Origin of the sequence: Paenibacillus sp. FSL R7-0312, from assembly GCF_038004445.1 — a bacterium.
In the GTDB taxonomy this organism is placed as follows: domain Bacteria; phylum Bacillota; class Bacilli; order Paenibacillales; family Paenibacillaceae; genus Paenibacillus_AQ.
The window spans coordinates 4917836-4932177 of record NZ_JBBORE010000001.1 but is presented as its reverse complement, the minus strand read 5'-3'; the positions used below and the strand labels follow the sequence as shown (position 1 = coordinate 4932177).

The following is a 14342-nucleotide window of genomic DNA, read 5'->3' as shown; positions in this document are numbered from 1 at the left end:
GCCTCACTTAGCGGGGTTATCTTGTAGCTCCCCGGCCATGCCTCTGACGATCGTGTCATTGAGCAAAAACTGGCTTTCCGCCGGAATACCCTCTACGGCCCATCTTCGGAGGATGTTCTTCTGCACCTTTCCGGATTCCAGCACCGGCAGCTGGGAGACGAGATGCACCCGGTCCGGAACCTTATAGTTGGCGATTTTGCCGCGGCAATAGGCTTTGACCTCACCTTCGGTAAGCAGAACTCCGGGCTTTGGGATCACAAAAGCAGCCAGGGCCTCACCCAGAATCTCGTCCGGCTCCCCGACAACTGATACATCCTCAACCTTGTCCATGTTCAGCACACATTCTTCAATATCTACCGGGTAGACATTGAAGCCGCCGCGGATGACCATATCCTTGATGCGGCCGGCAATGCAAATATTGACGCCGTCCTTGTAATAGCAGGCCAAATCCCCGGTGTACAGCCAGCCTTCCTCATCAATTACCTCGCGCGTCTTGGCTTCGTTGTTGTAATAGCCCTTCATCAGATAGCCCCGGATCGCCAGCTCCCCGATCTCGCCCTTCGGCAGCTCCTTGCGGTCCCGGTCTACAATCTTGACCTCGAAGCCTTCAATCGGCCTGCCGACTGTGTTCAGCCGGACCTCCGGCGGATCATCCAGCCGGGTCATTGTGACCAGACCCGTAGCCTCAATAATGCCGTAGGCATTGATTAGCGTGCAGCGGGTCGTTTCCTCGATGGAGCGGGCTAAATACGGGGTACAGAGGGAACCGGAGACCACGACCTTGCGCAGCTCCCTGAATAGCCCGGGCTTGCAGTAAGGCATGGCCAGGATCAGGCTCCACATCGTCGGCTGGGTGTGAAAGAGGTTGATCCCGTTTTTGGCGACATGGGTCAGAATATCATTCGGATTGAAGTTTGCGATCCATTTCATCGTGATACAGGAGACAAAGTAGACGAGCACGGCATTGAAGCCCTGCGCAGCATAGAGAGGAGCAATCGAGAAGCCGATATCATCGTGTATATCCAGCAGCTGTCCGCCATAGTAAGAGGTGGCCACCAGATTGCGGTGCGTGATCATCACGCCCTTGGGGTGGCCGGTGGTTCCGGAGGTGTAGCCGAGAATCGCAATATCCTCAGGATCAATAGACTCGAGCTGTCTGTCCTGAAAAGGGACTGTGAGCGGCTTCAGCAGCCCGGCAAATGACATGCTGCCCGGTGCAGGCTCATCGCCAAGCACGATATAATTGCGGATCGCCGGCAGTTCGGGCCGAAGCCCGTTCAAGAGAATTTCCTCATAGTTGAAAATGCCCAGCCGGTCCTGGTAAATGATCGTCTCCGCATCGGAATTGTCCAGAATCCGCCGGATTTCATCCGGTTCATATCGCGTGCTGACGGGAACAATCCACGCGCCGATTTTGAAGAGGGCGAAGTAGACGTACAGATATTCAAGACTGTTGGGCAGCAGCACGGCCACCTTGTCGTTCTTCTTGATCCCAAGGTCCAGCAAATTACCGGCAATGGTGAGGGAATAGTCATACAGCTGCGTGAAGGTGACAGTCTCCTGCTCGAACACCACCGCAGGCTTGTCCGGGAAATCCCTCTGTAGTGTGTCCAGCACGCAGTCAATGGTCAAACGTTCATATTGGATCATCGGTGTGCCCTAGTCTCCTTTGTTAGCCCAAATAGGATAAATCAAAGCCTTCGAAATGCTGCGCAGCCTCTTCTTCATTCAGAATGGCGCCAATACAGCCCGGCAGCCTGCGGGGGCGCTGCATGGCCGTCATAATATACTGGATATAATTGAAGTTGTTCGAGAACGAGCGGATGCCGATGGCCTGCATGATGATCCCGATGAACGCGCCGGGAGCCAGGTTGGTGTTCATCATTTTGTCCGCAAAATCCGGAAACAGCACCGCCTTCAGCTTCTCCACGCATACGAACAGAAACTTCTGCATACGGATGAAGATATAATCCTTGTCCTTCTGATAGATTTCGTCTGTATGGACCAGCTCCCTGTCCAGGTAGAACTCCGCCAGAATCGGAGATTTCAGCTTCATATAACCTTCCTGGTCGAAGGTAATATGATTGAACACATCGTACAGGACGACCGTATACTTGATGTCCTCCTTACCGCTGAACGCCTGGAGCCCGGTCAAATACAGATTGCCTTCAGCGGCGTAAATGTCTACGATATCTTCCTCATAAAATAAAGCGCCGGGTCCAGTGTCCCCATGCTGCTTGTGCATGAAATAGGAGCTGTAGATCCCGCTCATAATCTCAAAAATATGAAAACATTTAAACCGGTCAAAGCGGAGCCGGGCAGCGAGTTTTTTGTCAAACCACTGACCCTCCAGCTCCTCCTTCAGCTTCTGCTCCAAGTAATCCCTGGAACAGAGCACACCCTTGCCGCCGTTAAAAAGATCATCCACCGCCGCTTCCAGAATCAGTCCGTCCGGGCTGACGGTAAGATGAACCATGAAGGACAGGGAGACATCCTGCTTGCGCATGCGGGTGATATCCCGCTGCCAGCCGATAATGTGCAGATTCCCTTCACTATCCGTCTGCAGATTGGTGCCACGCGCCCTGATCATGGGCACGAGCTTGTCCGTGCAGGAATAGTTGCCGTAGGCGACCTTTTTACGGATGATTGCTGTGTCGAGCGGTTCTCTTACGATCAGCTTGGGAACGGGAAAATTCGTGGCCGTCATAATCTGCCTTCCTCCCCTTACCATATGAGGTATGCCGCCGCGTAGGTTAAGCCGCAGGCACTGCCCAGCAGCAGGATTGAGTCGCCCTTATGCAGCAGCCCCTGCTCTTCGGCGATCGCCAGACCGGCGGGAATATTGGCGCTGCCCATGTTGCCGTTCTCGGGGAAGGTATTAACGGGGAAGACCTTCTCCGTCTTGACCTCCAGCTTGTTCAGCAGCGAATTGGTGATATTGCGGCCCAACTGGTGGGAGAAGATATAATCAATGTTGTCTTTGCGCAGCTCATGCTCCTCCAGGAATTCATAGACAAAGCCGGGCATGTCGCGGATGACCTTGGCGGCAATCCCGCGCCCGTCCGCCCAGCTCATGAAATCCATTCCCTCGAACTTTGGTGCGGGCATATGGATTTTGGGCGATACATACAGCGACAGCTCCCAATCCGCATGGTTCCTCTGCTCCCCGTAGTACTTAATGGACTTCTCGCCATTGTCGGCACTCAGCAGCATCGCGGCGGCTCCGGCTCCGGCGAACAGCAGATTCATTTTGTAATCCGCTTCTTCAAGACTGCCGACCTTGCCCGCATAGTTGGAGGCCTCCAGCAGCTCCAGCGGATTCTCACTGGTTACAACGAGGATATTGCGGTATTTGCCCGATTGAATATAGAGGCTGGACAGCTCCATCGCTTTCAGGAACCCGTTGCAGGTGTCGTTGATGTCGTAATAATTGCCCCGGGTCATTCCCAGCTCATGCGCCAGAATAATCGAATACGACGGCTCGCGGAAGGGATTGCACACACCGACGAACAGCAGCAGATCGATGTCGCTTGCGGTAATTCCCGCTTTGCGGATCGCTTCCTGCGAGACCTTAACGGCCATTTGCACAGAGCTCTCCTCCCGGTAGTCCGCAGAGCAGGAACGGTTCGTGATTTCCAGGAAATCGAGCTTGCGCTTGCTGCCGTACACCAGCTGCTCCAAATCATCCTTCGGCAGATGGTGAAAGTACTTCTCCGCAAACAAATCTACGATCTCCCCGTTGGTCATCCGCCCCTTGGGGATGTAATAGGATAGGGCACGTATAGACAGATTCAACATGGTCATGCTCCTCTGCATCAAGATGATTAACTGCCGGTCTGCGCGTCCCGGACCAAACTTCTATAGTTGTCAAACAGCTCATAGGCTTCGCCCAGTGTCCGGGTCATTACCCGGTCTTCGGGATTGAACATGACCTGGTACTCTCTTTCGAGCCTAAGCATCACATTGACCAAAGATAAAGAATCCACCCCCAGCTCCAGCAGCAGATTGACCTCAGGGGTCAGTCTTGAAGCTTCAATCCCCAAATATTCGGCAAAGATTCCCTGGAACTGCACAAAGCTTATCCGTTCTTCCATATGCTCACCTGCCTACTGTTATGTTTTGTCTAACCTGGTCAATCAGGAGCGGCACCGCCTCGAACAGATCGGCAACAATGCCATGCGCAGCCAGTCCCAGAATAGGGGCTGTCCGGTCCTTGTTGATAGCAATCACGGTGTCCATTCTGCGGATGCCCACAGTATGCTGAACCGCTCCCGAAATGCCGACGGCGATATAGATTCTGCCGCTCACATTCCGGCCTGTTAAGCCAATCTGCCGGGAATAATCCAGCCAGCCCTGGTCAATCACGGGTCTTGTTGCACCCAGCTCTGCACCCAGACATGCGGCAAGCTTTCTGACCAGCTCTATTCCTTCCTTGCTGCACACGCCCCTTCCTGCGGCAACGATAATACCGGAAGCGGCGGAGCCTGGCGCCTCTCTGCTCTTGATCACCTCAAGGATAGAGGTGCGTAGCACGGATGGAAGCTGGAGCTGCGGATGTATAATCCGTCCGGTCCGCTGCGGATCGGGTACGCAAGGGGGCATGGCCCCGGGCCGGACTGTCGCCATTTGCGGTCTGGCCTCCGGGCAGCAGATGGTCGCCATTAACGCCCCTTCCCGGGCTGGCCGGATCTGCAGCAGTACCCGGCTAGGCAGATCAATGTCTAGCTCTGTGCAGTCCGCAGTTAATCCGGTGTTAAGCCTTGCAGCTAATCTTGCGGCGATGGATTTGCTATGTATAGTGGAGGGAAGCAGCAGGATTTCCGGTTTAACCTCCAATACCAGCTGATGCAGCAGCTCCGTATGAACCTCTTCGCTCAGCGGACTGAGGCCGGGCTGATCGAGCACATAGACGGTGTCCGCGCCATGGCTGATGCAGGAGGCCGTATAGGCTGAAGTACCGCTTCCGATAAGCACGACGGCAATGTCCGTCTGCAGTTTCCGGTTCAGCTCACGGGCTGAGCCCAGCAGCTCATATACAGCCGGGCTAAGCTGTCCTTCCGCGTATTCACCGGCAATCATGAGACCTTCATATTCTCTGGCCCGCAGGCTCTGATCCGGCATGGGAGCCTCCTTATCTGAATGAAAATAACAAGTGGAAACGGCTTTGCCGTCCTTTTGTAAGAACGGTACTGTTTCAGCGAGAAATAGAAGGATAAGTTATCATGTGAAACATATAAATTCTTATATTTTAGAAAAAGCATCATATACCCGGTGACATATTCTTAGCTGTCAAAAGCTGCGCGATCTCCTCAATCTGCTCCCGCAGGCTCTTGCCGCTTACTGTGAAGGGCACCTGCCGGTCTGCGGCATTCCGGGTTGCCTGCACCCGGGTGGGCGATCCCGCAAGCCCGCAGGCTTGCTTGTCCAGGCTCAGGTCCTGGGCGGACAGCCTGGTGATTTCACAGCGGTTAGCCTTCAGAATTCCATTAATGGTCGCCATCCGCGGCTGATTAATGCCTTTATGCACCGTTATCAGGGCCGGGAGCATCAGCTGCACAATTTCAAAACCGGTCTCTGTCATCCGCCTGCAGGTGATGTGCTGCTCCTCCAGGGCGAGGATCTCCAGCACATGCGTGATGTGCGCAGTGCCCAGCTTCTCCGCCAGGGCGGGACCGACCTGCGCGGTCTCCCCGTCAGTCGAATGGGTGCCGCAGAGAATCAGATCCGGCTTGCCTGTTAGCTCAAGCCCACGGGAGAGCACAGTGGCCGTTGCGAGTGTGTCCCCGCCTGCGAACAGCCTGTCCGTCAGCAGCACGCCTGCATCCGCACCCAGTGAGATGCAGCTCCGCAAGATCTGGGCTGCGGATTCTGCTCCCATGCTTACGGCGGTTACACTTCCGCCCTGGCGCTCCCTGATCCGCAGCGCCTCTTCCAGGGCAAAGACATCCGCCGGGTTCATAACAGGCCCCATGTGAGCGGAGGGTACCTGCTTGACACATACAGCGATTTGCAATCCGCTCACTCCTTCCTGGACACGGGCCTGCTCATGAGGTCTGGCGCAGTTCCTGGAGAATCGGCGAAATGTTTTCTTTACGCACATCGTCGCAGTTTCTGACCATTTCTTCGGCCATTTCCTTGCCCATGAACAGCCGGGTCATTTTCTGTCCGACCTTCATCATGGTTTTATCCTTGTCGGCCAGCTGTTCAAAGTTAAACCGGCCTTCCAGCGGGAAATATTTCAGCCCGGCACGGATTTTTTCGGGTATGCTTTTGTTGTAGTTTTTGACGGAGGCTTCGCTTTGCACAGGCGTTTTGGAGACGGAAAAGAGGATGACCTTCTTATGCTTCAGCTGGTCCCAGACCTTCTTGAGATAATCGGCAATGACCAGCTTCTGAACCCGGACATAGGTACCTATAATTACGGTGTCATACGGGCCTGCCTGCTTAATGTCAAACGTGTCGATGTCCGCGAGATCGGCTCCAAGCTCCTCCGCGATCCATTCCGCATACTGCTTCGTACTTCCATAGACGCTTGTGTAAAGGACGAGACTTTTCATAAAGCACCTCCTGAAATGGTTGATACTCTTACGTTATAATGGCAGCATCTCTTGCAGACATTGCAATAACCGGGCTTCCGAGCCGTCAGTCATGGCCTTGGCCGGAAGCACAATGGTAAAAACATATTCACGGCGCAGAACGGATATGGCCTTGAATTGCGGGAAATTCTTGAACTGGCTGATCACTCCATGTCCGCTGCATGCGCAAGCTTTGATTTCGAACAGATCGGTGGGAACGGTGAAGCCGGTCTGAAGCACCTTGGACATCGCTTCCTTCGCCGTCCAGAGCAGGGTCAGGAAGAACGGCGGCGCAAGCTCAGGTCCTATGTCCTTCATCAGGCCCTCTTCCTCCTTGGAGGTAATCCTTCTTAACGCGTCCATCGCCTTCTCATCCACAAGCTCCATGTCAACGCCCAGCAGCAGGCGCGGGTCATAATCAACCGCCGCTCCCAGGGTGTCGCAATGGGTAATCGTAATCTTCCGGTCCCTTCCGGCCACCAGCGGCTGGCACATAATCCCGTGGTCGATCCTAATTTCGGACAGATCATCCTGCTCCCCGGCCACAGCCATCTTGGCGGCCAGCTTGCCGAGCAGGTAGCTGTTGCGGCGTCTGGGATATTTGAAGCCGAAGTATTGCTCCTTCTCCGCCGCACTCAGATAATCCAGAGGCCCGTCCTCCTGCGGCAGGGAGACCACACTCAGCTTCAGCCCATAACGATCCTCCGGGCCTTCCAGCTCAAAGCTGAGCCTTCTTACCGTCTGGGAGAGGAACTGTTCGTATTGCCTTGCAAAGGTTGTATATAGCATCTCTGTGCCCCTATTCTTTTTCCCAGGGAAATCTTTTGTAACGCACATAATTCTGAATGTTCTCTCTGACTTCTGCGGAAGCGGTCAGCTTGTCAATCTCGGCTACGGCGTCATTTTCCATCGTTTCGTTGATAATCCACATTTGCCGGAAAAAGCCTTTGATCTCCCTTACTGTCTGCGGCGTGATCCGGCTGATTCTCCGGTATAGCCGCAGAATGCTGGCATCCGGATCAGCAGCCACTTCATCGGCCAGTCTGCACCCTAGCGCTTCTTCCGAGGACAAGGGCAGCGTGGTCAAGGTCATCTTGTACGCCTGCCAATAGCCGGTCCGCCGGATTAGATAAGGACTGACCAGAGCAGGCACGAGGCCCCAGATCGCTTCGGGCAGGGCAAAGGTGGAACGCGGCGAAGCGACCACATAATCACAGGCAGCCATCAGCCCCACACCACCGGCAAGCACCTGCCCGTCTACCTTGGCGATCACCATCTTGGACAGCTCGCCGATCCTCTTCATCGTCTGCAAAAAATCTACGGATGGCGGGGCGGCAGAATCACCGGGTGCGTCGACCTCCCCGTCCGTAAACGCCTGAAAATTCATCCCGGTACAGAAATAGCCGCCCGTACCTTCAAGGACAATCACCCGGCAGGCGCTCAGCTCTTCCAGCATCCCTATGGCATGCTGCAGCTCTGATACCAGGGTGGCGGTGATACTGTTCTTATGCTCCGGACGGTTCAGCCGGATGCTGTAGAGCCCTTCTTCCAAGTGACTTATGGCAATAGAATGATACTCCATAGCAGTCACTTGTCAGCTCCACGCATATTTGCGGTGAAAGTCATCGACTTCAGTCAGAACCAGATAACCTTTGCCCTTGAAAAAGTGATCATAGATGCAGCTGAATCCGGAGAAATCCACCTTCTTGTCCCGAATCCCGAACAGCCACTCCACGTTCTGGTCCAGGATGTCGTCATATTCCTCAAAGCTGAGCTCATATCGGCTGTCCAGCCCCGCCTGAATATTCATCGCACTTAGCTTCCTTACGGATTCCGGCGTAATCACCCCGCTGTAAAATTCCGAAGAGCAGCCTGAGCCGTAGGAGAATAACCCGACTCTGCGGTAATCCGCAATGTCCGCCTGATCAATCAGACTACATAGGCTGAGGTATAAAGCTGCGGAATAGACATTGCCCACCTGCATGCCGTAGGTCAGGGACGGGGCGACTCTTTTGTCAAAATCCTGCTGGACTGCCGGGCCTCTCAGTTTCAGCTCCTCATGGATCAGCTTGCGGTGTGCACCTTTGACCATGCCGCCGAAGGGTGTATGGAAGGCCAGGAAATCAAAGGTTTCCTGAAAATGGACACCGTCCACCTTCTCTTTATAATTCTTATAGGCATTCTCCAGGCAGTCCAGATAAGACAGCAGCGACAAATCCGGGTTCCCGGTCTCGATCTCCGGCAGCGGCCGGCAGGTATCCATCACCTCATAGCTGTAATGTCCGGTTGCGCCGAAATCCAGCTCCAGAATCTCCGGATTGGCACTGATGAGCATGGCCACGGCTCCAACAGCCTGAGTCGGCTCACCGTAGGTGCTCTTGGCTGCGGCTCTCGCTACATCCGTGGCGATGACCAGCGCCTTGGCTCCGGGGGAAGCACCCGAGGCGATGAAGCAGGCAGCCATGTGCAGCCCGGCTGTTCCGCCGTAACAGGCCTGCTTCAGCTCGAACAACCGGCAATGGCGGCTCAGCCCCAGATAGTCATGGATATAGGTACTGAGCGATTTACCAAAATCCACACCGGACTCGCTGGCTGTAATCACCAGCTCGATCCGGTTCTTGTCCTCTTCGCTTAAGGCATCGATGATCGGCTTCGCCGCATTGACTCCGCCTGTTACAGCATCTTCGCAGGCTACACCCACAGATTTCCGGTCCATCATCAGATTATCGAACCGGCTGAGGTCAAGGCCTCTGCCTTCAAAGATACTGCGGGCGGAGATCACCGCCGGCCCCCCGTAAAAGTTGATACTCTCAATTCCTACTCGCATTCAGCTTGCTCCTTTTCTGATGATAATGCTGGTATTGATTCCTCCGAAGCCGTAGGAATTGCTAAGCCCATAAGTAAATCCCGCCGGTTCCGCCAGGCTGGAAGCGAAATAGTGCTCACGGCTGATGGGGTCCTCCAGAGAGGGCAGCGGATGAAGGAAATTCCCCTGCAGCTGAAGGATCGTCGCCACTGCTTCCACCACTCCGGCTGCATACAGGCAATGTCCGGTCAGCGCTTTGGTCGAATTCAACCGGATGTGACTTAGCTGGCCGCCAAACACCCGTGAGATTGATTTCAGCTCCGTCACATCCCCCAACGGTGTAGAAGTGCCATGCGCATTGATGTAATCAATGACAGAGGGGGCGATTCCGGCGGTGTGGAGCGCCTGCTCCATCGTCCGCACCTGTCCATCTTCGCTCGGGTCAGACAGGCTGTGTCCGTCCAGAGCAGCCGCCCCGCCGGCTATAGTTGCCAGTACCTCCACTTGCCGGGCCTCAGCACTGTCCTCCCCCTCCAGGATCAGGCAGGCGGAAGCCTGTCCGAAGATGAAGCCTTCATGCCTGCTGTCGAACGGCCGGCACGCCGCGGCGGGTGCATCATGGAAGCTGCGGCCTCCGTACGCCCCAATATTGAGGAAGCCCTGCAGCTCCAGCGGGGACAGATCGGCCAAAGGTCCGATAACCATACAGACATCGACAATCCCGAGCTGGATTATTTGCGCTGCCCTCAGCACCGCCGCATTGCCGCTGGCTGAGGCGCCGCCAACCGTCGCCCCCTCTCCCTGAATGCCGAACATTTCACTAAGTACCCCAAGCTGATGGGTATCCATGTAATTCAGCGCATATCTGGGATGGAGCAGCTCCAGCTGGTGTCCGCATTCCATCATTGCTGCATAGCTGACCGCCGGAGAAATATTGCTTCCGGCAATGATCAGGCCGATCCGCTCTGCCTCCGGCCTGCTTACATTCAGCTTCGCCTGCTGCCATGCCTCAGCCCCGGCCAGCGCCGAGGCCTTGACCGACTTGCCGGAAATTCTGAACAAGCGGCCGGCGTTCCGGGATAAATCCCCTTCATAGCGGCCGAAGGATTCCTGCAGCCCTTCCCCGCTCAGCTCAGCACCGATCAGCGGCTGTCCGTCCGCATAGGTTAATCCTGAAAGATAGCCAATTCCGCTGCGGCCGTCTTTCAGGGACCGCCCGAAGGCTTCCACACCGCTTGCTGCCGGGCTGAGGATACCCATCCCGGTGACGGTCACCAGGCGGAAATCCTCAAACCGCCAGCCGGCTGCACCGTTATAGATTCTCATGCAGGAAATCTACGACCTCACCGATATTCTTCAGGCTCCCGAACTGCAGCAGCGGGATCTTAATATTCAACTCATCCATGGTGTCGGAAATAATATCAAAGCGGTCAATGGAGTTCGCGCCGAGGTCTTTCATGCTTACTTCTCTCTGAATCTGCTCGGTGGTCAAATCCGGCAGGATATCGATCATTTTACTCTTCATAATTTCCAGTACCTGGTCTTTGTTCATACGAGAACCTCTCCTTTTATGATCTGGGCAGCCCCGTTCATCATTGTGACGGCAATCTCGCCAGCCCGGCGGTTTCTCCAGGCTTCCAGCGGTGTTCCCTTCACCCACTGGTTGAAGGCTCCCATGGCCGGACCGCACATAATGCTGTAATTGACCTTATTGGCGGATTCACCGGCGATGGCGGATGCTTTGCCTTTGGCGATATACCATTTGAAGACGGCCGCAAGCTGCTGCTTCGAATCACCCTGGACAGCTGCTTTCTCCTCCGCAGACATTCCACGCTTGCATACCTCCAGGACGTCCGTCATCGGCTGGCCGAAATATTTGTCTTCCAGCTGAGACTTCGTCTTGCTGTCCAGCTGTGCAATAGAGCCGGTATTGCGGTACAGCTCATACAATTTGTTGGCTCTTGCCGAGAAGAACAACCCCTTCTTGAGCACCTGGGCCTTGCCGCCCAGCTCGAACAGCTCCAGGGAAGGGACATAGGCCATGTCGTAGACATTCACCTGCTCCAGAAGCTCCTTCACCTCCGGGCTTGCGCCGCTCTCCACCGTGCATTGATTAATCGATCCGGTCAAAATAAAGTCTGCGCCCATCAGGAATACGCCAGCTGCAGCTTCCGGGGTTCCAATCCCTCCAGCGGCACCGATGTGCATCTCCTGCACCGGAGCGAAGGTACGGGACAATTCCTTCTTCAGACGCAGTAGCGTCGGCAACAGGCTGATGAGATTGGCCTGATCGGTCGGTCCTGCCGAATCACCTGCTGCGCAAAGATCATCCGCCACCGGAACTAACCGGGCCAGCTCTGCCTGCTCTGCCGTAATCTGCCGGTCAGCCAGCAGCTTGTCCACGATACGGGCCGGAGCCGGAAGCATGAACAGTGTAGCGATATCCGGCCGGGATACCTTGGCAATGATCCGGTTGGCACGGCGCACAGATCCATCCTCCGCTCTCGTAAGTCCCAGCAAACGGTACTTTACAAGCGCCGGTGTCAGGGTGAGGTACGAGGAGGCTTCAACCAATTGAATCTTCTCTCTCAATAGAAGATCTATCAGCTCCTCTTCCCGGTTCGGATAGATCGGATGATAGGTTACGGCAACCCCAATAGATTTGCTGTTCCCCAGCTCCCGGCGGATATGGCGGATGGCATCTGCAAGCTCTGCCGGCTTCATCCCGCCTGCGCCCAGAAAAGCGAGACAGCCTGTCTTGCCAGCCTGTACAACCAGTTCTGAGGAGGAGATTCCGTCATTCATCCCTCCCAGCAAATACGCATAATCCAGTCCGTAGCGCTGCTTGAATGCCGCGCTTCCGAGCCGGGTTCCGGTGAAGGCAGTCTGTACCAGCGCCTCTTCCTGCGTCTGGACAGGCTCCGGCTCCACTGTGAAATCTGCGGCCGGAGCTTCAACTACAGCAGGCTCAGCTGTGTTCAGAGCTTCAATTGCTGCATCGGACTCAGCCGTTTCCGGCGCTGTCTCGGCTTCGGCAGTTGATGCCGATTCGGCAAATAACAGCCGGGCCTCGGCGGCATCATCCACGATCAGCGGCTCCGCTTCCCGTTTGATTTTGCTGACCAAGCCTGCGATGACGTGACCCGGGCCGATCTGGGTCAGCTCCATTTCGGGGTGTCTGCCCATGAGGTAACGGACCGATTCGGACCATTTCACGCTGCTGACCATCTGCTCTGTCATGTAATGTACGGCATCACCTACGGAATAAGGCCGCGCCGTCAAGTTGGCGATAACCGGAATAGAGGGCGGAGCGAACTCGAACTGGCTGAGGAACTCCTGAAATTGCAGCGCCGAGCTGCGCATATACCGGGAGTGGAAGGCGCCGCTGACATTCAGAACGACATAAGCAGAAGCTCCATTCTGTTCAAAAATCTCTTTGGCGGCCTGCACATCCTCCATCAGCCCCGAAAGGGCAATCTGCGTAGGCGTATTCAGGTTGGCCACATCCAGCTTATCGAGGCGGTGGTCGGCGAGAATCCGGTGAATGGCTTCCTCGGTCAGCCCGATGACGGCGGCCATACCGCCACCGGTCGCCGTGTTCATGAGCGCGCCTCTCTTTTGCACAATCTTAAGTCCGGTCTCGAAATCGAACACGCCTGCCGCATACAGCGCACTGTACTCGCCTAAGCTGTGTCCGGCTACGAAATCGGGAGCCTCCCCGGAATCCCGCAGCTCCTTAAGGTAGGACAAGACATTAACGACATAGAGCGCGGGCTGCGTATAAGCGGTAGTATCCAGCAGCCTGCTGCTGTTCTTCAGACATAGCTCTTCAATGGAGTAGCCCAGCACCCGGTCGGCAATCGCGGTGTATTCGGGGAACTCCTTGAACAGTGTGCCTCCCATACCCATGAATTGCGCGCCCTGTCCCGGGAATAAATAAGACTTCATCTTCATCTTCGCCTCCCACGCTTCTTTCTTAAGGTTCATTTGCCCATACTCAGCCACGATCTCATTCAGCTTCTTCAGCTCGCTGCCCATTGGCGTAATCACAGAGCGTACCTGCCGGGCCTGCGGCTGCTCCAGAATGTATTTACTGAAATTCTCCAGCGTACCCGACGGACCCAGGTCGAGAAACAGCCGCTCCCCGCCGGAGGACAGGCTCTCCAGTGCACCGCGGAAATTCATCGGCTTCCTTAGCACATCCCACAAAAAGGACTCTCCCACAGCCTGCACGCTCCCCCCGGTCATAGCCGATACCAGACGGACTCCCCGGGCTGGAGTCTTATAGTCAATCTTCTGCAAATATGTACGGTAAGGCTCCTCCAGTTCATCGATGGAAGCGGAATGAAAGGCATAGTTCACAGGCAGCTTCAGACTGGCGATGTTACGTTCCTTGATGAACTGCTGGATCTCTTTGACATGCTCGCGTTTGCAGGCGATTGTAAAATGCTTCTCAAAGTTCACAGCAATCAGCTCCGAGCGGGTGTTCAGCTCCGCATTCCCGTGATACAGCTGTTCATTGTCCAGAATGGCAATCATCGCACCGGTTTTGCAGGTCTTTTTGAGCAGCTCGACCTGCTTCACGATAAGCTCCAGCGCTTGCTCAGCCGTCAGCACCCCAGCCACCGCCAGCGCCACATATTCCCCCAGGCTAACCCCCAGCGTATAGCGGGGAGTCATTCCCTCAGCCTTCAATGTCTCCGCCAGCGCATATTGAACCATGAAGATCGCAGGATGGGTATACAGGATATCCTCGAATCTGGAACCCTTGCGCTTGGTGTTGAGATATAGCTCTTCTATTACGCTTTTGCCGGTCAAATCATGAAAAATACGGTCCAGCTGTTCCATGGCTTGACGAAACACAGGCTGATTCTCGTATAATTCAAGACCCATTTTGTTGTATTGCGAGCCTTGCCCGGAGAACATAAACACCATTTCACTGTGCATTACGGTACCTCCTG

13 protein-coding genes are annotated in these 14342 nt (G+C 55.2%); all 13 read right to left on the bottom strand.

Going from position 1 to position 14342, the window contains the following annotated elements:
- Positions 1 to 3: 3 nt before the first annotated feature.
- The 13 genes from MKX70_RS21505 to fabD all read right to left on the bottom strand — a co-directional run bounded on the left by MKX70_RS21505 (position 4) and on the right by fabD (position 14328).
- Positions 4 to 1650: a class I adenylate-forming enzyme family protein gene (locus tag MKX70_RS21505; RefSeq protein WP_340840691.1), complete on the bottom strand. Its 1647-nt coding sequence runs from the start codon at positions 1648 to 1650 to the stop codon at positions 4 to 6.
- 22 nt (positions 1651 to 1672) lie between these two features.
- Positions 1673 to 2707, bottom strand: a complete 1035-nt coding sequence (locus MKX70_RS21500) for a hypothetical protein (RefSeq protein WP_042236650.1) — start codon at positions 2705 to 2707, stop codon at positions 1673 to 1675.
- A 17-nt stretch (positions 2708 to 2724) separates the two neighbouring features.
- Complete coding sequence (locus tag MKX70_RS21495; protein ID WP_340840689.1) at positions 2725 to 3798, bottom strand: 3-oxoacyl-ACP synthase III family protein; 1074 nt, start codon at positions 3796 to 3798, stop codon at positions 2725 to 2727.
- Positions 3799 to 3824: 26 nt separating this feature from the next.
- Positions 3825 to 4094 (bottom strand): acyl carrier protein, encoded by a 270-nt coding sequence (locus MKX70_RS21490; RefSeq protein WP_340840688.1) that lies wholly within the window; start codon positions 4092 to 4094, stop codon positions 3825 to 3827.
- A 4-nt stretch (positions 4095 to 4098) separates the two neighbouring features.
- On the bottom strand, positions 4099 to 5121 hold the full coding sequence (locus MKX70_RS21485; protein ID WP_340840687.1) for an electron transfer flavoprotein subunit alpha/FixB family protein: 1023 nt from the start codon (positions 5119 to 5121) through the stop codon (positions 4099 to 4101).
- A 139-nt stretch (positions 5122 to 5260) separates the two neighbouring features.
- Positions 5261 to 6013 carry an electron transfer flavoprotein subunit beta/FixA family protein gene (locus tag MKX70_RS21480; protein WP_042236659.1) on the bottom strand — a complete coding sequence of 251 codons (753 nt, stop codon included), beginning with the start codon at positions 6011 to 6013 and terminating at the stop codon, positions 5261 to 5263.
- Between the two features lie 31 nt (positions 6014 to 6044).
- Positions 6045 to 6557: a flavodoxin domain-containing protein gene (locus tag MKX70_RS21475; protein ID WP_340840686.1), complete on the bottom strand. Its 513-nt coding sequence runs from the start codon at positions 6555 to 6557 to the stop codon at positions 6045 to 6047.
- A gap of 33 nt (positions 6558 to 6590) precedes the next feature.
- Entirely contained in the window at positions 6591 to 7364 is a 774-nt protein-coding gene (locus MKX70_RS21470; protein ID WP_340840685.1) for a 4'-phosphopantetheinyl transferase family protein, read from the bottom strand.
- Positions 7365 to 7374: 10 nt separating this feature from the next.
- Complete coding sequence (locus tag MKX70_RS21465) at positions 7375 to 8157, bottom strand: enoyl-CoA hydratase-related protein (RefSeq protein WP_340841681.1); 783 nt, start codon at positions 8155 to 8157, stop codon at positions 7375 to 7377.
- Positions 8158 to 8169: 12 nt separating this feature from the next.
- Positions 8170 to 9402, bottom strand: a complete 1233-nt coding sequence (locus tag MKX70_RS21460; protein WP_340840684.1) for a hydroxymethylglutaryl-CoA synthase family protein — start codon at positions 9400 to 9402, stop codon at positions 8170 to 8172.
- A complete protein-coding gene (locus MKX70_RS21455) occupies positions 9403 to 10707 on the bottom strand; it encodes a beta-ketoacyl synthase N-terminal-like domain-containing protein (RefSeq protein WP_042236665.1) in 1305 nt (434 codons plus the stop codon).
- Positions 10694 to 10933: an acyl carrier protein gene (locus tag MKX70_RS21450; RefSeq protein ID WP_042236666.1), complete on the bottom strand. Its 240-nt coding sequence runs from the start codon at positions 10931 to 10933 to the stop codon at positions 10694 to 10696. The genes MKX70_RS21455 and MKX70_RS21450 overlap by 14 nt, the downstream gene beginning before the upstream one ends.
- Positions 10930 to 14328: an ACP S-malonyltransferase gene (fabD, locus tag MKX70_RS21445; RefSeq protein WP_042236667.1), complete on the bottom strand. Its 3399-nt coding sequence runs from the start codon at positions 14326 to 14328 to the stop codon at positions 10930 to 10932. Before fabD ends, MKX70_RS21450 begins: the two co-directional genes overlap by 4 nt.
- Positions 14329 to 14342: the final 14 nt, after the last annotated feature.